At 54.2% G+C, this 23,519-nt stretch carries 22 protein-coding genes and 1 pseudogene; 8 read left to right on the forward strand and 15 right to left on the reverse strand.

All coding sequences use genetic code 11. The annotated features are described in order from the left end of the window. Positions 1-82 precede the first annotated feature (82 nt). Entirely contained in the window at positions 83-961 is an 879-nt protein-coding gene (locus tag FHS19_RS24795; RefSeq protein ID WP_183584439.1) for an AraC family transcriptional regulator, read from the reverse strand. Between the two features lie 141 nt (positions 962-1,102). Here FHS19_RS24795 and FHS19_RS24800 point away from each other — a divergent pair, with 141 nt between their 5' ends. Continuing rightward, positions 1,103-2,074, forward strand: coding sequence for an alpha-L-fucosidase (locus FHS19_RS24800; protein ID WP_183584440.1), 972 nt, complete (start codon positions 1,103-1,105; stop codon positions 2,072-2,074). Between the two features lie 24 nt (positions 2,075-2,098). Here the strand turns inward: FHS19_RS24800 and FHS19_RS24805 are convergent, their stop codons facing one another. After that, entirely contained in the window at positions 2,099-2,929 is an 831-nt protein-coding gene (locus FHS19_RS24805; RefSeq protein ID WP_183584441.1) for a helix-turn-helix transcriptional regulator, read from the reverse strand. 155 nt (positions 2,930-3,084) lie between these two features. On the opposite strand from FHS19_RS24805, the gene FHS19_RS24810 reads away from it, so the two are divergent. Both FHS19_RS24810 and FHS19_RS24815 read left to right on the forward strand, forming a co-directional pair. Continuing rightward, a complete protein-coding gene (locus tag FHS19_RS24810; protein ID WP_183584442.1) occupies positions 3,085-3,840 on the forward strand; it encodes a sugar phosphate isomerase/epimerase family protein in 756 nt (251 codons plus the stop codon). A gap of 18 nt (positions 3,841-3,858) precedes the next feature. Further along, positions 3,859-4,989 carry a Gfo/Idh/MocA family protein gene (locus FHS19_RS24815; RefSeq protein WP_183584443.1) on the forward strand — a complete coding sequence of 377 codons (1,131 nt, stop codon included), beginning with the start codon at positions 3,859-3,861 and terminating at the stop codon, positions 4,987-4,989. Between the two features lie 89 nt (positions 4,990-5,078). Here the strand turns inward: FHS19_RS24815 and FHS19_RS24820 are convergent, their stop codons facing one another. Further along, the gene (locus FHS19_RS24820; protein WP_183584444.1) at positions 5,079-6,605 is read right to left on the reverse strand and encodes an FAD-dependent monooxygenase; all 1,527 of its coding nucleotides are present in this window, start codon (positions 6,603-6,605) and stop codon (positions 5,079-5,081) included. Between the two features lie 550 nt (positions 6,606-7,155). After that, a complete protein-coding gene (locus FHS19_RS24825) occupies positions 7,156-7,533 on the reverse strand; it encodes a VOC family protein (protein ID WP_183584445.1) in 378 nt (125 codons plus the stop codon). 386 nt (positions 7,534-7,919) lie between these two features. Between FHS19_RS24825 and FHS19_RS24830 the strand changes: the two are divergent. Further along, a pseudogene (locus tag FHS19_RS24830) lies at positions 7,920-8,789 on the forward strand (sigma-70 family RNA polymerase sigma factor); the annotation flags it as partial. Between the two features lie 119 nt (positions 8,790-8,908). Here FHS19_RS24830 and FHS19_RS24835 read toward each other — a convergent pair. The 11 genes from FHS19_RS24835 to FHS19_RS24885 form a co-directional block, all read right to left on the reverse strand. Then, positions 8,909-9,982: a phage baseplate protein gene (locus tag FHS19_RS24835; RefSeq protein WP_183584446.1), complete on the reverse strand. Its 1,074-nt coding sequence runs from the start codon at positions 9,980-9,982 to the stop codon at positions 8,909-8,911. 43 nt (positions 9,983-10,025) lie between these two features. Continuing rightward, positions 10,026-10,814: a glycerophosphodiester phosphodiesterase family protein gene (locus FHS19_RS24840; RefSeq protein WP_183584447.1), complete on the reverse strand. Its 789-nt coding sequence runs from the start codon at positions 10,812-10,814 to the stop codon at positions 10,026-10,028. Between the two features lie 42 nt (positions 10,815-10,856). After that, positions 10,857-12,191: an ABC transporter substrate-binding protein gene (locus FHS19_RS24845; RefSeq protein ID WP_312887326.1), complete on the reverse strand. Its 1,335-nt coding sequence runs from the start codon at positions 12,189-12,191 to the stop codon at positions 10,857-10,859. A 46-nt stretch (positions 12,192-12,237) separates the two neighbouring features. Then, positions 12,238-12,978, reverse strand: a complete 741-nt coding sequence (locus tag FHS19_RS24850; RefSeq protein WP_246426822.1) for a carbohydrate ABC transporter permease — start codon at positions 12,976-12,978, stop codon at positions 12,238-12,240. A 187-nt stretch (positions 12,979-13,165) separates the two neighbouring features. Beyond that, complete coding sequence (locus FHS19_RS24855) at positions 13,166-14,044, reverse strand: carbohydrate ABC transporter permease (RefSeq protein WP_183584448.1); 879 nt, start codon at positions 14,042-14,044, stop codon at positions 13,166-13,168. Then, complete coding sequence (locus tag FHS19_RS24860) at positions 14,041-15,090, reverse strand: ABC transporter ATP-binding protein (protein ID WP_183584449.1); 1,050 nt, start codon at positions 15,088-15,090, stop codon at positions 14,041-14,043. The genes FHS19_RS24855 and FHS19_RS24860 overlap by 4 nt, the downstream gene beginning before the upstream one ends. A 166-nt stretch (positions 15,091-15,256) precedes the next feature. Next, entirely contained in the window at positions 15,257-16,345 is a 1,089-nt protein-coding gene (locus FHS19_RS24865; protein WP_246426790.1) for a zinc-binding dehydrogenase, read from the reverse strand. 112 nt (positions 16,346-16,457) lie between these two features. Further along, on the reverse strand, positions 16,458-17,219 hold the full coding sequence (locus tag FHS19_RS24870; RefSeq protein WP_183584603.1) for a DeoR/GlpR family DNA-binding transcription regulator: 762 nt from the start codon (positions 17,217-17,219) through the stop codon (positions 16,458-16,460). Positions 17,220-17,309: 90 nt separating this feature from the next. Continuing rightward, entirely contained in the window at positions 17,310-18,038 is a 729-nt protein-coding gene (locus FHS19_RS24875) for an MgtC/SapB family protein (RefSeq protein ID WP_183584451.1), read from the reverse strand. 356 nt (positions 18,039-18,394) lie between these two features. After that, the gene (locus FHS19_RS24880) at positions 18,395-18,895 is read right to left on the reverse strand and encodes a hypothetical protein (protein ID WP_183584452.1); all 501 of its coding nucleotides are present in this window, start codon (positions 18,893-18,895) and stop codon (positions 18,395-18,397) included. 5 nt (positions 18,896-18,900) lie between these two features. Further along, complete coding sequence (locus tag FHS19_RS24885) at positions 18,901-19,140, reverse strand: hypothetical protein (RefSeq protein ID WP_183584453.1); 240 nt, start codon at positions 19,138-19,140, stop codon at positions 18,901-18,903. A gap of 105 nt (positions 19,141-19,245) precedes the next feature. Between FHS19_RS24885 and FHS19_RS24890 the strand changes: the two genes are divergently transcribed. From FHS19_RS24890 to FHS19_RS24905, 4 genes are all read left to right on the forward strand, one after another. Then, positions 19,246-19,542, forward strand: coding sequence for a hypothetical protein (locus FHS19_RS24890; protein ID WP_183584454.1), 297 nt, complete (start codon positions 19,246-19,248; stop codon positions 19,540-19,542). Positions 19,543-19,790: 248 nt separating this feature from the next. Beyond that, on the forward strand, positions 19,791-21,266 hold the full coding sequence (locus FHS19_RS24895) for a spore germination protein (protein ID WP_183584455.1): 1,476 nt from the start codon (positions 19,791-19,793) through the stop codon (positions 21,264-21,266). Beyond that, positions 21,259-22,341, forward strand: a complete 1,083-nt coding sequence (locus FHS19_RS24900) for a Ger(x)C family spore germination protein (protein ID WP_183584456.1) — start codon at positions 21,259-21,261, stop codon at positions 22,339-22,341. The genes FHS19_RS24895 and FHS19_RS24900 overlap by 8 nt, the downstream gene beginning before the upstream one ends. Before the next feature lie 19 nt (positions 22,342-22,360). Next, positions 22,361-23,473, forward strand: coding sequence for a GerAB/ArcD/ProY family transporter (locus FHS19_RS24905; protein WP_183584457.1), 1,113 nt, complete (start codon positions 22,361-22,363; stop codon positions 23,471-23,473). Positions 23,474-23,519: the final 46 nt, after the last annotated feature.

Raw genomic sequence — 23,519 nt, forward strand, 5'->3', positions numbered from 1 at the left:
CTCCGATTCTCGTTACGTTCTATGAAATGTGCACACAAGCCGCGTGCAGCTTTTATTTAGTATATCAAACCAAGCCAATATTTCAATCCGTCCGGAACACCTGATACCGTTTCCTGTACTCGCCGGGAGTGAACGAGGTTTGGCGTTTAAACAGACGCGTAAAATAGTTGTTGTCCCGGAATCCGCATTGTTCGGCGACTTTGACCAGGGGCAGCTCCGAATGCGCCAGCAGCCGCTTGGCCCGCTCCATTTGCAGATGGTGCCGGTATTGCAGCGGGCTCATCCCCGAATACTGTTTCAGGCAGCGCGCCAAATAATCGAAATGGTAATGCAGGTCGCGCTCCATGCCGGCCGAGTCAAAGGGAGCCTCAAGGTTGTCCGCCAAATAGGCTGCGACCTGCTCGCCAAGGAAAAACGAGCGGGCATGCGGACTGCCTTTTCTCATGCTTCCCTGCAGCTCGATCAGGAACTTGCCGAATAACATATGCAGTTCGTAGACCCCGTAAGGCGTAAGCATGCCGTGCACTTTCAGCATGTCCTGCAGGATCGGCACCATCGTGCGCAAATCCACCTCAGCAAATTTGGGAATGTCCACCATGCCCGGCCGGGCCTGGGTATCCTGATCCGACCGGTTCAGCAGCGGCTGCTGCCAGTGGCTTTTCTCGGTCAGAACCGGCTGTTCGGCCGCGGGGTATTCGAAATGGATCCAATACACCTCGGTTTCGCGATCGGTTGGACGGCAGCCGCGGTGCGACTTGCCGGGCTCCAGGACGAGCATCGTTCCCTCCCGGATATCGTACGAAACTCCATCCTCTTCCATATATAGCGTGCCTTTGGAGCAAACGATCAGGTCATAGGCTTCGAATTGGCGCTCGGCGTGCACCACGCCCGCCTGCCACACCGTATGGCCGATCGCGGCCAGCAGCGGAAACGGCGGCACCTTGAGTTCAAGGACGAGCATATCGCTATCGCTCCTTTTCGAAAAAGATGAATGTAGAAATTGTACTATAAGAAGTCGCCGCTGTCAGCTGTATCAAGGGAGATGATCCTGTAGAGTGGTAGATATTATATGATTTAAGCGAAGTCAGGGAGGCAGTGAGTAATGGATCAACAGGCACTCATCCAAAGGCAGCAGTGGTTTGTGAATCAGCGGTTCGGGATGTTTATCCACTTCAACAGCGCAACGTTTCAGTTTGCCGATTCGGACATCATCGATTGGGAATACGATCACGAGAACGGTGATGAGCCCCGCCGGTTCGTTTTTGACCCGAAGGACTGGAACCCGGAGCAGCTGGACTGCTCGCAGTGGGCGAAGGCCGCCAAATCGGCGGGGATGAGCTTTGCGGCATTGACCGCGAAGCATCATGAAGGCTTCAGCTTGTGGCCGACCGAGCATACGGAGCATTGCGTGCGTAACGCAACGAGCCGGCGGGATGTCGTCAAGGAGTACCTGGACGCGTTCCGGGCGGAAGGGATCGAGGCGGGGCTGTATTTTTCCATGCTGGACCTGCATCACCAAATTGGCCGGAGAAAATGCACGCCGGAGGATAAGCAATTCATTAAAAACCAGCTCGAGGAGCTGCTGACGAACTACGGCGAGCTTCCGTTCCTCATTATCGACGGCTGGAACGCCCATTGGGGCGGCCCTTCGTACGAGAACCTTCCGTTCGAGGAAATCGACGCATGGGTCAAGTCGCTGCAGCCCCAATGCTTGCTGATGAACATCAGCTGCGAATCCAACCTGAATCATACGGACGTCGTTTTTTATGAGAATGCCGCAGGGCAGGAAGTGGAAGACGGATTTGTGGGACCGGGCGCAAGCTGTAACGTGTTAACGAAAACCTGGTTCTGGAGAACGACGGATACGGCCAGAGAGCTGAAAACGGTGGATTGGGCGCTGGACATGGTTCATGACTGCAACCGCCAGAACGTGACCTTTCTGTTGAACGGAGCACCCAACCGGCAGGGACTGCTGGACGCGAACGTGCTGGAGCGCTTCCGGGAGATCGGACAGCGGTACCGGAAACCGGGCGAACTGACCGTCATTCCCGAAGGCTGGCTGACCCGGGGGTAAGCTGCTGCAAACCCGTGAAGCGATTTAATGGAGCAGCATGGGATGACGTTTGGCGGACGGAGCGTAGCCCAGCACCTTTTTATACGCGCGGAAAAAAGAAGAATAATCATGGAAGCCGACGGCGGCGGCCGCCGAACTCGCGGAATGGCCCTGAAGCATCAAATTCTGTGCCATTACGACCCGTTTATGGATGACATAATTGCCGATGGTCGTGCCCGTCGCTCTGCGGAACATTTTGTTCAAATGATGCTTGCTGATGTAAAAGGCGGCGGACAGATCGTCGAGCGAGACCGATTCGGTAATATGGTCGTTGACGTAAGCGATGATTCGCGGGATCGACGGAGCGGAGGACGGCGTGTCCGAGGTGCCTTTCAGCACATAGCTGTGGATTAGGATCTGCGACAGCAGCGCCTCGAGGCGGACCCGGAGCGCCAGATCGCGGATGGCGGCATCGGCGTGCCGGGCATCCATCAGCTGCTTGAAGAAGGAAAACATGACGCGGTTACCGTCGTCCTTGTAATAGATCCCTGCCGGACCGTCATCGGGATGGAAGGGAGACAATAAGGCGGACTGGTTTTCGGGCGGAAGAAATCCGGGCACAAAATGGAGCGATATCCTTTCATAAGGGATGTCGCTTTCGATTTTTACGCCGTGGAACACGTGTGGGGCGATGAGCAGCAGGCTGTGCGGTTCCGGTACATAGCGCTTGCCCTCGACCAGGTAGCTGACTTCTCCGGCGATAAAATAGTACACTTCGTAAAAATGGTGGCAATGCAGCGCATATTGGTCCGTTTTGCGCCGGTCTGCCGCGTGGTGGAAATTCAATGAGTCGGTATGGATATTCGCGTACAGCATCCGTTCGCCCCCTCAAGCGATGTTGGGTTTAGTCTACCGAATGACCGCTATATTTGCAATGTTATGGCTTCGATTTACAATGGCGATTCCGGTGTCCGGGACTATAATTAAGGGGAGAATGCACTTTTGAAATCTTGAAGGAGGGGCCATAATTCATGATTTTAGGCGCACAATTGTATACCGTCCGATCCTTTCTCCAGACCGAAAAGGATATTCGGCGAACATTGCAAAAAATTGCGGCCATGGGCTATACATCGGTCCAGATTTCGGCCATCGGTTCCATCCGTCCCGAGACGCTTCGCGCGATATGCGACGAGCTGTCGCTTCAAATCGCTCTGACGCATACGAGTCCGGACCGTATTCTGAACGAAACGGATCAAGTCATCGAGGAGCATCATATTCTGGGCTGCGATTACATCGGCATTGGATCGATGCCTGATAAGTACCGCGGTCTCGACTGGTACGGGTATTTCGCGGAAGACTTCCGGGAAGCGGCAGGGCGGATCGCCAAGGCAGGCAAGCAGTTTATGTACCACAACCATCATTTTGAGTTCGAAAAAATCGGCGGCAAGCGCCTCATCGAGCGGCTGGTGGAGGATTTCGCCCCCGAGGAAATGGGCATCACACTCGATACATATTGGGTACAGGCGGCCGGCGCCGACGTTTGCGAATGGATCGGCAAGTTAAAGGACCGCCTTCACTGCGTGCATTTGAAGGACATGGCCGTTCAGGGGACGCAGCAGCTGATGGCCCCCGTCATGGAAGGGAACATGAATTTTCCGGCGATTTTGAAAGCGCTTGAACAAGCGAATACGAAATATCTGCTGGTCGAGCAGGATGTATGCCAGACGAGTCCGTTCGACTGCCTGCAGACGAGCTATAACAATTTGGCTTCCCTTGGCTACCGCTAAGGAGAATGGAGGATCTTGATGTCTAAATTACGGATCGGCGTCATCGGGATGGGCAATATGGGTTCGGACCATGCCAAAAAATTAAACAAGGGCAACGTGCCGGAGGCGGAGCTGACCGCGGTGTCGGAAATGGACGGCAAGCGGCTGGAGGACGCCAAAACGTATCTGCAAGGCGATATCGGTTACTTTGCGACTCCGGATGAGCTGATGGACAGCGGTCTCTGCGATGCCGTGATTATTGCGACGCCGCACTACGACCATCCAAGGCTCGCCATTATGGCTTTTACCAAAGGGCTGCACGTTTTATGCGAAAAGCCGGCCGGCGTCTATACGAAGCAGGTACGGGAAATGAACGAGAAGGCGCGTGAAAGCGGCCGCATCTTCGGCATGATGTTTAACCAGCGGACCAACCCGATGTACCGGAAAATGTATGAACTCGTGCACAGCGGCGAGCTCGGCGCGATTAAGCGGGTGAACTGGATCATTACCGACTGGTATCGGTCGCAGGCCTATTATGATTCCGGAAGCTGGCGCGCTACCTGGGCCGGAGAAGGCGGGGGCGTGCTCATCAACCAATGCCCGCACAACATCGACCTCCTCCAATGGATTTGCGGCATGCCGGCTCAAGTCCGTGCCTTTTGCCATGAGGGCAAGTGGCATAACATCGAGGTGGAGGATGACGTCACGGCATATATGGAATTCCCGAACGGAGCCACGGGCGTATTCGTCACGACAACGGCAGACCTGCCAGGAACGAACCGTCTGGAAATTACGCTGGAAATGGGCAAGCTGGTTTGCGAAAACAATACGCTGACGCTGCATAAGCTGAGCCAGAACGAGCGGGAATACTGCTTTACAACGAAGGACGGTTTTGCCAAGCCTCCCGTGGAGGTGTCCGTCATCGAGACGCAGGGTGACAACAGCCAGCATACGGGCGTCATCGCTTCGTTTGCCAAGGCCGTCCTGGACGGCACGCCGCTGATCGCTGACGGTGAGGAGGGCATCAACAGCTTAATGCTGTCCAATGCGATGCATCTGTCCAGCTGGACCGGCGAAACCGTGGAGCTTCCTATCAACGAGGATCTGTTTTTGGAGGAGCTGAATAAGCGGATAGCGGCGTCGAAACATAAGGTGACTGCTGGTATCTAACGTTAGATAAGGTATGGCGGGTTTATAGCTGCAGCGATTGCTGCGGATACAATCCAAATCGCAACAACTCAAAAGAGCCGACGCTTGCGTCAGCTCTTTTGGTTTGTAAACGGAGCGATATGAAAGCGATCGAGGTATGCCTGAATCGCAACGGTATCCTGATTCGGTTCTGCCAATGCAACGTATCCATCCGGTCTGACCAAAAAAGCCGAATCGGCGTGCATGCCGGCTTTTTTCATGGATGGCGTCCATCCCATTTCATGCAAGGGGATGCCTGTCGTTTCGCTGAGCCGGCGCAGACTTTGCGTTGCCTGGCCATACACATGCAGCTGCCAATCGATGGATTGCAGCGGAGCGAAGTTATCCTCATGGGCGGTCTGAATCCAGGGCAGACGGTCGCCGCCGTGAACGGAACCGGAAGCACCGCTGCTCAGCATGCTGTCCCGGTAACGGATCTGCGTTTGCGACAGCCGTTGGAAGGCCATTTTTCGTATAGGCGGGACGTCCAGAAGCAGGGGGACGATATGGGGAATGACCATGTCCTGAACCAGGGACGTCATGATTCCGCCACCCACGATCGATTGGAACAACCGGTCTGTGGTGGCCACGAGCGTCCGGGCAAAAGCAATCCGCTCCGTCTCGTAAGAATCGAGAATGCCGGCGTCCGCTTTGTCCAGAAGCACCGCGGCAAGCTTCCAGCCCAGATTCACGGCGTCCCCAATACCGGTATTCATGCCTTGCCCTCCGACCGGGCTGTGCACATGGGCCGCGTCCCCGGCGATAAAGACCCGTCCCTTGCGGAAGTGCTCGCATACCCGGTGGTGGCTTTTATAAGTCGAATACCAGTTTACCTGGCTGACCTTAACTGCTGTATTTCGCTCCACATAAGGAATCAGAGGCTCCAGATCCGCGGGCACTCCCTGATTCAGGATCTTAGGCGGAATCAGTCCGATGAGCCGGACCTGTCCGCTCGTGCGGATCGGGAAGACCAGACAGAATCCTTCTTCAAAAAAGTTCATGGTCACGTTTGTCACGGGCGCTTTGCTCCCCACATCAGCCACAAAAAACATCTGTTCATACGTTCCCCCGGGAAACTCCAGTTCCATCTCCTTGCGGACCGTACTATGTGCGCCATCGCATCCGCAAATATAGGCATACGCCTGTTCCTCTTGGAGCCCTTGCCGGGTCGTAACGGCGTGCACCGTCTCAGCCTCTTCCTGAAGGGAAACGAGTTCGGTATTCCATTCCACAGGGATTCCTTTGGAACGGAGATGCTCGATGAGGAGGGCTTCATGCTCGTCCTGGGGCAGGCTGAGTACAAAGGGATAAGGACTGATTTCTTCTCCAAAATCACCAAAGTTGATGGTTCCTTTGAGCTTTCCATTCTTCATAATTTGGGCGGTATGCATCGGGATGCCGCGCTGCACAAATGAATCCGCTATGCCGAACTGCCGGTAGAACTCCAGGGTTCTGGCATGAACGACCATGGCTCTGGAGGCTTCTCCCGGTCCGGAGCGTTGATCGATGATCCGAAAAGGGATTCCCTGCTTCTCCAGGGCCAGAGCCAATACCAGACCGGTCGGACCGGCGCCGACAATCAATACCTGAGGTTGCATGATCGCTGCCTCCTTTTTTGGAGCTTATGTGTACATTATAGTTTTTACCCTTCGAAACGCCATCAACAAAAGGGCTGATTGTGATCAGTAAGCGGCACAAATCGGTGGAGTGTTCAGGGAGCTGGGGAATATGTTTGCAAGCTGGGGCTGTTAAATCAGATTATATCTCGGAAGAGAGAACCATCAATGCTTTTTTAATGTGAAATGAGAGACTGCTGAAGCTGGTCGGTATTATTACTGGCCTGAAAACTTTGGTCAGTGCCTGGAAGCAAGCGCGGCATAACAAGAAAAACCACCGGAATTAGGTTGGGAGCCTAGCAATCGGTGGTTTTTCGGTTCTTGAACATGAACTCCAGTTTCACGGTGAAACCCGGCGGTGGCGGGTCTATAATAGAGCAATGGGAAAGACTGTCGAGACATTCCCGACAGTCTTGAGCATCCTTTGTGAATGCTTCTTTGTACATTTCTCATATAGAAGGATGTACATAGCCTTCTATGGTGCAGAAATACAGTTCGCTTTCAAGCAGCAGTCTATCATCATCCGGAACTGTTATTTTGCAAAAGAATAAACGAGGTTCCAATTTACTCCGAACTTATCAGTTAATACAGCAAGAAATGCGCCAAAAAAGGTCTTTTGCAGTTCAGAATCCACTTTTCCGTCAGTCTGAAATGCTTCGTATACCTTCTTGATTTCCTCTTCATGATCGAACTGCAGGTAGATTCGATGATTCCCGCCACGGGCAACCGGATAACCCGCGGTCGCAGAGTCCGCAAATTGAATCAAAGAATGGTCTAACTGAAAATGAGCGAACGTGGCTTTGTCTTCATTTTTGTTGAGGATCTTTACTTCTCCGTCCAACACTTCTTGATAGAACTTTAATGCTTCATCACAATTGTCTACGATTACCAACGGGGATACCGATTTCATTTTTACTCCTCCAATTTAGAATTTGATTTAAGGACCTAAAGACGACGATGATTTAGAACCCGTGTTGACTTTTGCCTTCCGGGCTATCGATCATTGTGCAGGGACGACAAACAGTCAAGTGTCTGCTATGACAGGGCCATTCATTGGCGCGTGCCACTTTTAAATCCCTCCTTGTTCATAATTTCCGGGACACCAATGGGCGCATCACCTATTGACCGGTTTCCCTTGTCACTAACTATGTCGTAAACGCATGAGAAAACGTGACCGATGGATCGGAAAAAGTTTTTTTGATCAACTTCGTCACATTTACAGAATTTCTTACGACAAATAAGTAAATTAAAAAGAAACGAAGAGAGGGATTGTGGCCTATGAACGATCACACCTGACTTGTTGAACAATTCGAGGCGCATCGGAATCATTTGCAGGCGGTAGCTTACCGGATGCTCGGATCACGGAGCGAAGCAGATGACGCTGTACAGGAGTCATGGATCCGTCTTGTCCGCTCAGATACAGGCGAAGTAGAAAATATGGGAGGATGGCTGACAACCATCGTATCGAGGGTTTGTCTGGATATGCTTCGATCACGCAAGTCGCGGCGTGAAGAGCTTGTGACGGCTAGCGCACCTGAACCGGTTACAGGTCAACAAGTCGGAGGCGATCCCGAGCACGAAGCGCTGATGGCTGACTCCGTCGGTCTTGCGATGCTCGTTGTCCTCGAGAAATTGAAACCTGCTGAACGCATTGCGTTCGTGCTTCACGATATATTCGCCTTGTCTTTCTCGGAGATCGCTCTCATTATTGGGTGTAACGAGGCCGCGGCAAGACAGCTTGCGAGCCGCGCACGTCGCCGTGTCAAGGGTGCCGGGTCGACTTCGGAAATTGCGGAGCTTCAGCGAAAAAGGGAGCTTGTGGATGCATTCCTCGCCGCGTCGCGCAACGGAGACTTTGAGAAACTGCTCTCGGTATTGGACCCGAATGTCGTACTCCGAAACGACCCTGCATTCGCGCCAGTCGCCAGTGTGCCGGTTGTTCACGGTTCGGAGGCCGTGGCCAAGCAAGCCAATCAATTTGCCGCTCGTGCCCGTGGCATGAAGACGGTGCTTGTGAACGGATCGGCAGGCGTCATCGCGGGTCAAGTGGATCAACCGATCTTCATTCTCGAATTTACGGTTGTGGATGGCAAGATCACCGAGATCGACATGATTGCCGATCAGGCAAGCCTTCGCGGGCTAGACATCGCCGCTTTGAACAATTGAAATTACTGTTGCCCCATTGTAGGCATAAGCTTCTTGTTGAATCGTCCTTAGAGCATACCCAGGAATACAAGCTTCATAGAAAAAGGCGGCCATACACGGCCGCCTTCCTCATTTTAACTTTAATCCTGTAGCGCCTGCTCTGGCAGGAGTCGGTCAAACGCGTAGATGCTGGCGAGCCGGTTAGGCGTAAAGGCGGACGCAAAGCCAAAGCACAGCTCGGCCTTCTGTGGATGCCTGATGTCCGGAATCCGGATTGACATCCCCTCAGGCTCCCGGTAAGTCAGCTCCGGAGCGGTAAGAATCAGCTGCCGGTCCACGACCTCCCCGGTACTCAGCTTCACGACGGTGATGTACGTATTGCCGGTGCCCTCTACTGATCCGGCCGAACCGTAGGCGCTGCCCTCCAGGAGATACAGGTAACCGCCATAGGAGGCGAAGCCTTGGAACGTGCCAAGGGAAGGCTGGAGGACGTCCGCCACCGGCTCGTAGCTATGCTGCTTAACTTTCTCCAGCTCAAAGACGCCAAAATGGAAGGCTCCGTTCAGACGGTAACGCATCGTCAGCAGTCCATTCGCCTGGTCGATATGGACCGTCGTCCGGTCGGCACCGGGAATCAGCCGGTACTTCTCCAGTTCCGGCGACGCCGGCGTCAGGATGGCGCCGTCCTGGAAGGCGAACCGGGTCAGCTGCGTTCCCCAGCCGCTGCCCGACTCCGTTACCGAGTCGGTCTCCGTCCATAAGTAGGCCTGCGACCCGTCCGCCTCCACGCCGATCTGCACGCCGTGGCCAAATCCCTTCAGGAACATGTGCCCCAGCTCGTTTCCGTTCATATCCAGCTGGGTTAGGGCCAGATCGCCGCTGCTGGAGCGGGCGGCTCCGCTTACCGGCGCCGTTTCGCCGGGGAGCTGCTGTCCGCCGGCCATGAGCTGAACGGTATAAATCCGCCCGTTCGCATTATCGATGGCAAAGGACTGAAGCACGGTCCCGTTGTGCAGCGGCTTCTCGCGGATCACTTCCTTCGCCTCCTGCGACAGGTCGAACATTTTGGACTTCAGCGGCGACGGCTGCGCATGGGCGCCGGAAGCGGAGAGAGGCAGGAGGGCGGCGATCAGGAAGCCTGCCGTTAATTTCATGAGTGTGCGGCGGGCCAATCCCCGCACGGCTGAGCGGCTGTCAATTTTCGAATGATCCATGGACATCAATCCTCCAATCAAGGGTTGGGATGAAACCGGACATTCACGGCTGCGGCATGAAACTTGCAGGTGAGAGATCCATCTGTTCCCGAATCCGCATCGCCGGAAGCGGGTTGTTCACTGTCATCAGCAGGGAACCGCAGCCAAGCGCGTAGTAGACCTGCTGGTCGTCGTCCGGGCAGTAGCACCACGGCAGAATGCCCAGATCTTCGTATTCCTTCACCCGGGCAGGCGTCAGCAGCTTCATGCTGAGCCCCACCGCCCACATTTTCGAAATTGTCCCTTCGGGACCCGGAACATAGTTGTGCATCTGCTCACCGGGAAAGCCCTGCGTCTTAAGGCCATGCTTGTCGTGGATATGCGCTAGAACCGTGGCGTCAAAGCTGGTAAACACGCACCGGTGAAGTTCCCCCCTAGATGCGAGCTGGACAATGGCGGCGTCCGCGGTTTCCAGAGCCCGTTCGTCCGGTTTGATCTCCACGTTCAGCAGGACGTCCGGATAGGAGGCGATCAGCTCGCAGAATTCCTCGAAGGTCGGAACTTTGAGTCCCTCGAACACCTTGCCGAACCAGCCGCCGGCGTCCAGACGCTTCAGCTCCTCCAGCGTATAATCGCCGACCGGACCCGACCCGTCCGTCGTCCGGTCGACGGTGGCGTCATGGATAACTACCACGACGTCGTCGCGGGTCATGCGCAGGTCCAGCTCCAGCATATCGACGCCGAGATCCAGCGCTTGTTGAAACGACAAAAGCGTATTTTCCGGATAAGCGGACTTCCAGCCGCGATGTCCGGACACCACGATGGACTGCAGCTGCTGCAAATGTTCTAGCATATGGCAGTGTACCTCCTTGTTATTGGCGGGAATGGGATCACGTTAATTTTTCAAGATCCGGTCCACTTCTTCCTTGTAGCTGTTCAGCGTGGCATCGACGTCCTTGTTATCGTACATGATCGCCTGGATCGCTTTGTTAAACTCCTGCTCGACCTGCGGCCATTGGACGCTCTTGTTCGTATCAACGGCGTACTGGAGCTGTTCGAAGGCCACCTTCCGGTTCGGCTCCTTCTCCCACAACTGCTTGACGGCGTCCGATTCGACCATTTGCTTCGTGAACGGCAGATAGCCCGTATCGATGACGAACTGCTGGGCGCCTTCCGGACTGGTCATCAGCCAGTGCATGAACTCCCACGCCCCATCCTTATGCTTGGAAGCCGCCATCATGGCCACGTTGCCTCCCCCGGTAGGAGTAGCGAACTGCTTATCCTGCGGAAGAAATGCCGTCACGTAATCGAACTTCGCACCTTGGGTCAGGCCGGAGATCGAACCGGTCGATTGGAAAAGAATCCCTACCTTGCCGCTGGTAAACATCTGGTTCGTAATGTTGCCGGAGTCCTGGCTTGGCGGATAGTAGAGGGCACCGGCATTTTGCAGCTCCTTCAGATATTTGAAGGTTTTGGACGCTTCGGTCGTATAGCCGACGGACGTCCCTTCATCATTGAAGAACTTGCCTCCGGCCTGCGTAATCATGGCGATGGGATACCAGGTATCATACGGCATCGTCAGCCCGTAGCGCTTTACCTCACCGTTTTCCTTCACGACCAGCGCTTCGGCCGTTTTTTTCAATTCGTCCCAAGTCGTTGGGATGGACAGGCCTTTTTCGTCCAGCATCGACTTGTTGATGTGCATCACCGGCGTAGAACGGTTAAAAGGAAGGGAGACCAGCTTATCGTTAAAATAGGAATGCCCCATCAGCCCTTCCTCAAAATCGTCCTTGCTGAGGCCGGACTTTTCCATATAGGGGGCCAGGTCCTCCAGAACTTCCGCGTCTGCAAACAGCTGCACGTTGGAACGCTCAAGCATCGTCACGTCCGGCGCGGTCTTGGCCGCAACGGCCTGCTGCAGCTTGGTTACCGTTTCCTGGTAGCTGCCCTGGAACGTTCCGACGACCTCGACTTTGTCCTGGGAGCTGTTGAACCGCTTGATCATTGCGTCCAGAAACTCCCCGTTCTTGCCGCCGATCGAGTGCCAGAACTGGATCGTCTCTTTGCCGGAGCCGGAATTACCGGAATCGCTGGATGCCTCTCCCGAAGCGGCCTTGCTGTCCGTGCCTGCCGTTTCGCCTTCGGACCCGCTTCCGCCTCCGCCGCATCCTGCCAATAAAGTCATGATCAGCGCCAGTGTCAGCGCGATGAATGGGAACTTGTTCTTCACAGAAACTCCTCCATTTTCAGGTGATTTAAATCGTTATAGCGACAGTTTATTTAATACCGGAGTATACAAAAGCCTTGACGATCTGCTTGGAAGCAAACAGATATACGATCAGAATCGGCAGGACAAGCACAACGTTGCCCGCCATGATGATGTGCCAGTTGGATACGCCCTCCGATTCCCGGAGCATGGCGATCCCGATCGTCAGCGGCCGGACGGCGGTCGAGTCGGTGACGACGAGCGGCCAGAAGTAGTCGTTCCAATGGCTCACGAAGCTGAACAAGGCGACGGTGGCCAGAGCGGGAACGGCCATGGGAATCATGATCTTCTGCATGATTTTGAACTCGCTGGCATTGTCCAGCCGCGCGGACTCGATGATCTCCTGCGGGATTTGCATAAAGTACTGGCGGAGCAGGAAAATCCCGAAGGCATTGGCCATGAACGGAATGATCTGGGGCAGAAGGGTGTTGTTGATGCCCCAGTCCGCCATCATCAGGTAGACGGGAATGAACGTCACCTGCCCGGGAATCATGAAGGCGAGCAGCACGATGCCGAACAGCAGGTTCCGGCCCCAAAAGCGGTATTTGGCGAAAGCGTACGCCGCCGGGATCATGACGATCATTTGCAGCACGATGACGGAGACGGTGATGATGACCGAGTTCTTCGCATAGGTCACGAAGGGAGCCGACCTCATGGCCTCGGCAAAGTTATGCCACCGCGGCGCGGCGGGAATCCACGTCGGCGGAAAGGCCAGCGTCTCCTCAAAGGTCTGCAGCGATGTGGATATCATCCACAGGAATGGAAAAATAAACACGATCAGCACGGCGAGCTTGGCCACGAAGCCCAAAAGCCGTCTCAGAAGCCGTAGGGACGCATGGTCCCGGATCCGGTAACGCAGCTTCCCGCCGACTTGTTTCTTTTCCTGGATCAGCACGGGAAAAGCACCCCCTCAGGTTGTTGTCTGCCCATGGCGCGGCTCATTGGTAATGAATCCGCTGGGCAAGGACTTTGAAGTAAACAAAGGTCAGCACCGCGATAATCGCCATCAGCACGACGCCGGTGGCCGAAGCGAAGCCGATGCTGGTCGTTCTGAATTCGTAGATGTAGTACACGAGCGTCGTCGTCGAGCCGTTGGGGCCGCCCCCGGTCATGATTTTGACTGTATCGAACACCTTGAAGGAGCCGATCGTCATGATGACGAGGATGAAAAACAACTGCGGCGAGATCAGCGGCAGCGTAATCTTCCAGAACACCTTGAACCTGCTGGCATTGTCCAGCGCAGCGGCTTCGTAGATGGTCGGGGGAATGCTCTGCAGCGCCGCCACCATAATGAGGGCGTAATAGCCGATGCTGTGCCACACCGAGACCAGGATCACGGAGATCATGGAAGTGCTGGAGCTCTGCAGCCAGGGCGATCCTGGAAGTCCGAAGGCCTTCAGTACATAATTGAGCAGACCGTGTCCCGGCTCCATCAGCCACATCCAGACAAGCGCGATGGAGACGATCGAAATGATATGCGGCGTAAACAGGCCGGCCTGCAGAATGGCGTTGAACCGCGACCGTTTGCGCAGCCATACGGCCACGCCGAGCGAGAACAGCATGGTGCAGAGCACAACACCGACGGTGTAGATGGCGGTGTTGGCCAGAGCGTGATAGAAATCGTCCCGGGTGAAGATTTCCCGGTAGTTGTCGAGACCGATGAACTTGCTTTTGTCCTTATTGAGCAGGTTGTATTTATACAGGCTTAATTTAATGAGGTAAAAGACCGGGTAGACCACGAACAGGAACAAGGCGATCATCGCCGGCAAAATGAGCGCGTACGGCCTGGTCGTCTCCCATACTCTGCGCCGGTTCATTGGAAACGTCCCCTTAGCGCATGAAGGTAGGTGTTATGCCGTTGGTCATCGCGGTAAATCCGCTTTTCATCCGCTCCGAAGAGAAAGAGCTTGGATTCGTCCACGGAGAGATAGATGTCCTGGTCCACGCTGAACAGGTCTTCGGTGCATTTGATCATAAAGGAATGATCCCGGGTACGGACCTGGTAGATGGTCTCTGAGCCGAGCATTTCTCGGGTGGAGATGACGCCTTTAGCCGTAAAATGGGCATCCGCCGGCTCGGTGGACAGCAGCCCGTGCTCCGGGCGAAAGCCAAAGCGGACTCCGTCCTGCCCCATGTCGCCGACGTTCATCGGAGGGACCCCGATAAACTGCGCGGCAAACAGGTTATCCGGTTCGCGGTAAATTTCAGCCGGCGAAGCTTCCTGCTGGATCTCCCCCTGATTCATCAGCACGATGGTATCTGCCATAGACATGGCTTCAACCTGATCGTGCGTAACGTAGACGAAGGTGGAGCCCAGCTTCTTGTGCAGCTCGATAAGCTCGACGCGCATCTGCACCCGGAGCTTGGCATCCAGGTTGGACAGGGGCTCGTCCATCAGGAACACCGAAGGTTTCTTGACCATCGCCCGCGCGAGCGCCACCCGCTGCCGCTGGCCGCCCGAAAGGGTGGAGGGCTTGCGGTCGAGGTACGGCCGGAGCCCGACCGTCTCACTGATGCTTTCCACGAGCCGTGTCCGTTCCTCCTTGGGTACTTTGTTGTTTTTTAGGCCGAATTCGATATTCTCGCGCACGGACATCGTCGGATAAATGGCGTAGTTCTGAAACACCATCGCTACGCCTCTTTGGCCCGGGGCAATGGTGGATACATCGCTGCCGCCAATCAGGACCGACCCTGAAGTCTGGCGGTCGAGTCCGGCGATCATGCGGAGCAGGGTGGTCTTGCCGCAGCCCGAAGGACCGACCAGGACGGTGAATTTGCCGTCTTCGATCTTTAGGTTCAGACGGGGGATGATGGTGTTTTTGTCAAAAGATTGGGTTACATCGACCAACTCAATGGATGCCACACGGATTCCTCCTTCACCAGCGGATGCTATGTGTTGTTTGGGTTCATCGTCCACGGCAAGCGCTTACATAAGATGAAGACCGGAGGGAGGAATGCCTGGGCATCCTCCTGCCGTTTTTACTTCAATCCGCTTGTGTGGTACACTATTGAACATGATTTTCGCTCTCTCACCAGCGAAAATCGAGGTACATCTTTTTCCAGTCTCTGTGAGCCAGGGCAGATTCCATTGCGCCCGCAAAGTCTTCTGCCTTGCTCACCGGGATATAATCATCCGGCACCAATTGCCGGAGCGTCTCCTGACATTCCTCCTGCTTCATCACTTCAAGCACCTTCCGAAAATCGCTGTGCGAGCTGCGGCTGCTGCCGTGGATCGTAATGCCTTTCTCCAGCATATCCCGCGTATTGATAGGGACAAGATCCTCGCTGACGCCCATGGCGATCAGATGGCCTCCAGGCAGAAGTAAGTCGATGCCTTGATTGATGGCGCTTTCACTAAATCTTCCGCCCGTGCATTCCAGCACGACATCAACCTTCCACCCGCCTTGAAAATCGTATTCCTGCACCATTTCGGTCCGGGCAAATGTGAAATGCTCCAGCTTCTCCTGGATGGCGCCGAATACCGTCAGGCGCTCGGTGCTGACGCCGAAGGCGTAATGGAGCATGGCGGCGGTCAGGAAGCCGACCGGGCCGTCTCCGAATACGGCGACCTGTGCGCTGTCCAGCAGATCGGCCACGGGGCGGATCGCCCGGTAGGATACGCTGCACAGCTCGGCCAGCACGGCAATGTCGTCCGGAATTGAATCCGGGATCGGAATGGCGCATGCCTCCGGAATGACGAGCCGGCTCTGCGCGATACCGTCAATCGTACTCCCAAGAAACTTGCCGTTGTAGCAGTAGTTCTCCGGAATGTCTCCCCGGCAGGCCGGACAGCACTCGTCGTGCTTGACGCCGTTCAGCAGATAGCCCGGCAGGTTCGGCACGATGGCGACCCGTTGTCCTGCTGGAAGCTTAGAGGAGCCGCCGACGACTTTCCCGATGCCTTCATGAAGCAGGGCCATCGGCAGCTTGCGGGCAAGGACTTCCGGTTTCCGGAGGCCTCCGAAATACCGCAGATCGGCATGGCAGATGCTGGCCAAAGTGGGTTCAATGACGACGAATCCTTCCGCGACGTTCCGATCTATTGTCATTTCTTCGACATGGTGGGGATGGGTGAGCCGGAGCGACCGGGAGTCCACCGTTTGCGTAATCGTACTCAAATCAGGGAACACCTCCATGTGAGCGTTATTTGGTTTTTAGGATTTTAAAATTTCTTTTCATTCGTCCGGGACGAAGGCCACCGTCAGCTCCCGTTAAGGGAGCCGAGTCTCGTCAGACGGTTAAAATTTGAATGCCGGCGTCCTGAAACTGCTTAATGTCGTAATCCGCAACTTCCTTGCCTGTGATCAGGGTATGGATCGCGCTGCTCTGCGCGACGTTGTACAGCGAGATTTTGCCGATCTTCGTTTCGTCGGCGACGACGATGACTTCCTGGGCTGCCGCAATCATGCCTTGTTTGGCCACGACCAGTTGGGCTTCCGGAAGCGTAAGGCCGTACTTGGGATGTATTGCGGTAGTCGCGATAAAAGCTTTGGATACGTGTACCGACCGCAGCACGTAATCCGTAAACATGCCGTTTAGCATGAAGCTGGACGGATACAGCTCCCCGCCGGTGACCGTCACTTTGACGCCGGGGGCGTCCCGAAGCTCGGCCGCTACGTTCATGTCGTTGGTAATGACGGTGATGTTGGAGCGGTGGACCAGGTTGCGGGCGATGTGCAGCGTGGTCGTGCCGGAGTCCAAAATAATGTGATCTCCGTCTTCCACCAAGCTTGCCGCCTTCTGGCCGATGCGTTCCTTCTGATCGAGCTGGATGCCCGATCTTTCGTTGAACGAAGGCTCGTGATGCGTAAGCTGCTCCACAATAACGCCGCCGTGCGTCCGTTTCAGAAGCCCTTCCTGCTCGACCTCGGCCAGGTCGCGCCGGATCGTCGCTTCATGAACGCCGAATTCCTTGGCTAACGTGCCGACAGAAGCCGACCGATGCTGTCTGACAAATTCGACGATTCTCATTTTTCGTTCAGCTGCCAGCAATATAACCATCCTTTCCGCCAAATCGCCTATGCGTTTGCTTACATTTGTTCACTTTTGCCCGTTTGTCAGGCTTGCCGTCTGTTCATTTCATTACATCTTGAAGTTGGAATACTTGTTGTTTGCGGAAAATTTTTGTGCGAATTCTGAGGAGATTCCCGACGATTCAATGCCAAGCACGTCGGGCAGGGAAGATAATTTGTCCATGGCGGCAACCACCTGCATCGGATTTGGGGAGCGGATATGGAATTTCAGTTCGACCATGGCGTCCGCCAGCCCGTCGGGCGTGCGGATTTCGATATTGTTGATCTTGATGCCGAGCACATCCAGCTCGCTGGCGACCGTCACGAGCATGCCCGGCTTGTCGGGCACCCGGATGAGGAAGTCGAAGTTCCTCTTGCGGTGCATGATGAGCTTTTCCCATTTGTTCAGGGCAAACAGGCTGATAAAAGCAAGACCGGTTGTCAGGAGAGCCGAGTAGATAAATCCGGCGCCGATCGACAGTCCGATCGCGGCCACGACCCACACCGAAGCGGCGGTCGTCAGTCCGGATACCGTCTGTCCCGAACGGAGAATGGCTCCTGCACCGAGAAAGCCGATTCCGCTGATCACCTGCGCAGCAAGCCGCGCCGGATCCAGGCGGACGTTCGTTTCGTCCACGAAGGCTTCAAAGCCGTACATGGACAGGATCATGATGGACGCCGAGCCGAGACAGACCAGGATATGGGTCCGGAAGCCGGCGGCGTGATTGTTCCATTCGCGTTCCATGCCGATCAATCCGCCCATGGCGACCGATAACAGCAGCCGGAGCGTCAAATCCATGTTGCTGATATGCCACACACTGTCGATTCATCATTCCCCCTTAATTCAAGCGAAAATGAACACTCAATGCCCAAAGCAAACATAAATGAGTATGATTTGTACAATATTTGCTCGTTTATGTTCACAATTTGTTCATTTGTCGATATATTAACACGCGGATTTGCGGAAGACAATATATCTGGAGGAAATTTTTGAAATATTTTTTTAGAGGAAGGGGGTGAGCGGCGATGGGGCAGTTGAAGGTCTGGGCAGCATTTTCGATTTGCCGGAGTTCATTTGGAAGAAAAGACAATAAAAAACAGCGGAACACTATAGTAGATAGCGCACCGCTGGATCGTTGAAGGCTTCTTGGATGACTAACGAATGCTCGTCAATCTTTGTTTGTGCTGCAGTCGTAACAGTAACAAGCCGATCCCATTGACTAACAGCAGTCCGAAAAGGGTGTTGCCAATGGGAGCCCCTCCATTTTCTCCGGTCAATATCAGCGATAATACGACCTTTCCAATGAGGGTCACATTAAGGATAACCAGGCCTATTTTAAATGAATGTTTCCAGAAAGCAACGCCCATGGATACGATAAAAGCCATCATAAATGCCAGCGTGAACACGGCCGAACCCGGATCACTCAATAGCATTTTTTCATAATCCAATACAGCCTCCATCTGTGGATTGATCGTTCTCGGCGCAGGAAACCAAACCATGCTGCTCATCATAAGTAAAAAGGTGATGAACATACCTTTCCAGTTTCGTTTATACGCGAAGAAAGCCAATACAATTAAAAAAATGGGCCGGATATACCAACTTAACGGATTCAAGTGTCTTTGGAAAGCCCAGTCTAAGAGCTGATGGAATTCCATTTCGATCACTCCTTTATGGATACAGGCAGATTCGTCAAAGCACTGGCAACAGCATGAAACATCATGTCTTCAATTTCGGTATAAAGGTTTTCTTCAAATTCTTGTTTATGGACCTCGATCAACATGGCTGCCCGCATCATACCGACGATGACTGCCGGGTCCTTGTTTATGATTTCTCCTGTTTGTTGCCGCTGCTCGATGTATTTCATTAATGGAATCACGTTGCGCGTCTTTTTGTTTGTCAACGATTTCCACCAGAATACTTTGCTCTTTTCCATCCATAATAAGGAGAATGATCGGATCCAATGATATCAGCGACATGGAGCCGAAAACGCAGGGAGGAGTCGCCCATGAGTCAAGAAATGAAGGATGAGAAGCGGGCCCTTTCGACGGACCTGTCGACCGTGGAGTCGCAGCGTAACGATCTGGCCGTTGAGGAGTTCCCGGATGGACCTTTCGGTTCACCGGTCAATGCTGAAGAGTTGGGGAAAAGCACGCCATGGCGGGTGGACCAGCGCAGCACCGGCCGTTTCGACTACGAGAATCATGAGCTGCACGAAGGCCATATCCGGGATTACCCGGGTCAGGACGTTTTCGATGAGCGGATTCCCGATGACGTAAATAAGCCGAGAGTTCCTGAGGAATGAGCTGTGGGATGAAGTAAAAGATCCTAACGAAAGCGTTAAAAATGACCGGTACATCATGAGTACCGGTTTTTTCGTTTGCACCTTGCGGATGCATGCTGCAGATTGGCTCAAGATACGGACTGCCGGCTTTCCTTGGGGATTCTTTTCGTTTTTACTCTGTTAGCTGCATCCGGGAAATCAGGTATGTTTTGACCGGGCGCCGATCATAATGGGATCTATGCTCATTTCTCACAGGAAAGGAAATCGACATGAAGCCTGATGCACCCAAGACCCTCCGTGATATATTGGAGCAAGCCGCCAAGTCCAGCGATTTCCGGCAGTTTTCGCCCTCCGCGGAGGACGGCCGGATCCGGATCAGCTACTATTCTTCTCTTGTGGATGCGGAGAAGATCAACCGTTATCTTATCGCCGAAATCCAGCAGCATTTTGATGACATTCGTCGGCTGGCGGACATTCAGAACTGCATCCCGTTTGATGAGGCGGAAATTACCGAGGATACGTCAGAAGTCGAGTCCAAGCTGGTCAAGGGGTATGTGATCCTCCAGATCGCGCCGGAAGAGCCGGCTTTTTTGATCGTTAATATCAACCATACCGAACGGGGACACCGCCAAAGCAACGAGACCGAAAATGAATTCAGCGTCGTGGGGCCCAAAATCGGCTTTGTGGAAAATATTCATGTCAACGTCCATTTGCTGAGACAGCAAATCGCCGTTACGAAGCTGGTGATCGAGGAGGTTTCGATCGGGAGCCTGTCCAATACGAAGGTCATGATCGCTTACCTTGACGGGGTGACGAATCCGCAGCATATCGAAACGATGAAACAGCGGCTTGGAAAGATCGACTTCGAGGTCGTATTCGACACATCGATTCTCGATCAGATTATATCCGACCATACCAACTCACCGTTCCCGCTTTTTCTGTCGACGGAAAGGGTGGACCGGGTGGCTTACGCCATTACTTCCGGGCAGGTCGCGGTGTTTGCGGATGGATCGCCCTACGTCTTTACAGGCCCTTCCACGTTTTTGGACTTTTTCCTATCGCCGGAGGACTATTATTTGCCTTGGGTTATCGGGTCTTTCTTTCGCATCGTCCGCATTCTGAGCGTTATTTTCTCCATTTTTGTCACGCCTGTCTATGTCGCCGTATTAACGTATCATTTCGAGGTCATTCCGGAAAATATACTGGAGCCGTTGATCATGTCCCGAACCCATGTCCCGCTTCCTCCTGTGCTGGAGGCACTCTTCCTGGAAGTGACGATCGAGCTGTTGCGGGAAGCCGGAGCCCGGCTGCCGACCAAAATCGGCCAGACGCTCGGCATCGTAGGTGGGATTGTCATCGGGCAGGCGACGGTGGAAGCCGCCTTGACGAGCAGCATTCTGCTGATCATTGTGGCGCTGTCGGCGCTTGCCTCGTTTACGACCCCGATATTTAAAATGGCCAACACCATCCGCCTCCTGCGTTTCCCGCTGATCCTGCTGGCCGGCCTATGGGGAGGGATGGGGATCGTGGCCGGGTTCTTTTTGCTGCTTGGGCATCTGCTGCGGCTCAAATCCCTCGGAATCCCGTACTTGCTGCCGCTGTTCCCGCTGCGGACGGGCAATTTCGGCGACAGCTTCGTTCGGCGATCGTACCGGTATATCACCAACCGGAACATTTACCTAAGGCCTCTGGATTCCAAGCGGTATACCCCGAGTGAAGACAAGGAGGATATTGAGCATGAATAGCCTCACAAGGTGGCTGGGGACTTTCGGTATCGTTTTGGTGCTCGCGGGATGCGGCAACGACCGGATGGTCAATAATATCCGTATGGTCACGGTACTCGGATTTGACGATAACCCGCCGGGGTATGTCGGGACCGCGATCTACAGCGATTTTACGCAGCGAGGGAAAGTCGGCGTGCTGGAGGGGCGGGCGAAGCAGACCCAGCTGATTCTGAACGAAATGAACGGCCAGTCGGCCCAGCCGGTCAAAATCGAGAAGCTGCGGCTGCTCCTGTTCAGCCGGGAGCTCGCGGAGCGCGGCCTTTCGTATTTCATCAATTCGATCTGCCGCAACCCGCTGATCAGCAATTATTTGACGGTGGCCGTATCGGAGGAGCCGGTCGCGTCCCTGGCCAAGATTATCGCCGGGCAGGGCAGCGGGGAGCTGCCGTACCATCTCATTGAGCAGAATATGAAATCGGGGAATATACCGAGATCCAACCTCTCGATGATGTTGTTTGATTATCATTGTGCGGGAAGGGATGTTTCGCTTCCGATCATCCGGTTAAACGGTGCAGGCAGATTGCAGGTATCGGGTTATGGCATTTTTAAGGGGGACCGGTTAAAGCTGACCTTGAATCCGGAGGAAATGTTCTACTATAAGCTTCTTCAGGGATATTCCATGCGCGGGGAAATTCCGTTTACCCTGAAAAAGCACGGGCAGGAAGGAACCGCCCTTTTTTCGGTGAGCTATGGAAGGGAGTCCAAGCATGCGGTCATGAGAGCAAATGGCTTGCATATTCAATTCCAGCTCGCGATCATCGGGATGGTGAAGGAATATCCGAGATGGATGGACTTGCGCAAGGACTTCAATGACCGCGAGGTAGACCGCCAGCTGGAAAAGCAGATGCGGGACCGCATGATGTCGCTGCTCGTCAAGCTGAGGGACAGCGGCGTGGATCCGCTGGGCGCAGGAGATTTGGTCAGGGCGTATACCCGGGATTGGGACGAGAAGGAATTTTACGAAAGGATGTATCCAAAAACGGCGTTCGATATCGCTATCAATCTTCAACTGACCAAATCGGGAATCGGAGAATGACAAGGACAGGTGATCGAAGATGCCCAGACAGATCAAGGAAAGCTTAACCGTATCCCCCTATCTCTTGTGGTTTATGATTCACGGAACGCAGACGGGCATTGCCATGCTGAACTTTCAAAGCCGGAACATTAAGGGGGCTCAGCAGGATTCATGGTTGTCCTTACTGCTCGTCGGTCTGAGCTTGCACGCGGTCGTATGGATCATATATGCGATCATGAAGCATGCGGACGGAGGCGATATTCTCCACCTGCATCGGCAGTTGTTCGGCAAATGGCTGGGAGGAGCATTGAATCTCCTGCTCTACGGTTATATGCTGTTGTTTATCGTCTATCAAATCCGGTCTTACATGGAGGTCATCCATATTTGGGCGTTTCCCACGACGCCGCTCTGGTTCGTATGCCTGCTCATTTTGCTGACCGCCGTGTACATCGTAACCGGGGGGCTGCGGGTGATCACCGGAATCTGCTTTTTCTGTGTCGTCATTCCCACCCTGCTCCTGGTGTCGATTTATTTTCCGATACAGTACGCCCATTGGACGAATCTCCTGCCGCTGCTGAATCATACGCCGCGTGAATATGCCCAGTCGGCGTTCCATTCGCTCAATTTATTTTACGGGGTGGAGTTTCTGCTTCTGCTGTATCCCTTTATCAAGCATCAAGAAAAGTCCCGGAAGTGGGCTCATATCGCCGTAGCCCATTCCACCGTACTCTACTTGATCGTGGCTATAGTAACATTGGCGTTCTTTAATGTTCAGCAGCTGGAGCATACGATCTGGCCGACGCTGATCCTATCGAAAGTCGCCCGGCTCCCGTTCATCGACCGGTTCGATTACGTGTACGTGTTCAATTGGTTTGTCGTGATTCTGCCGCCGGTATGCATGGCGATGTGGGCAGGAACGAGGATTTTGAGACAGGCCACCCCACTGAGATCCAAGCCGCTGGTATGGTTCACATGCGGAATGTCGTTTGTCATTATTGCCGTATTACAAGGCCCCAAGACGATCGACAAGCTGGATTCCGTGGTAACCTGGGCCGGACTGGTCCTGTTGTACGTCTATCTTCCGCTGCTTTGCCTCTGGGTTCATATTGTCCAACGGTATCAAAATCGAAGGGCGGCAGTAGAAGGGGGGTGAAATCGTACCCATGCCGGGGTGGGATGAAAATGATAGAAATGGCATA

Origin of the sequence: Paenibacillus rhizosphaerae (assembly GCF_014192015.1) — a bacterium.
Lineage (GTDB): Bacteria > Bacillota > Bacilli > Paenibacillales > Paenibacillaceae > Paenibacillus_AQ > Paenibacillus_AQ rhizosphaerae.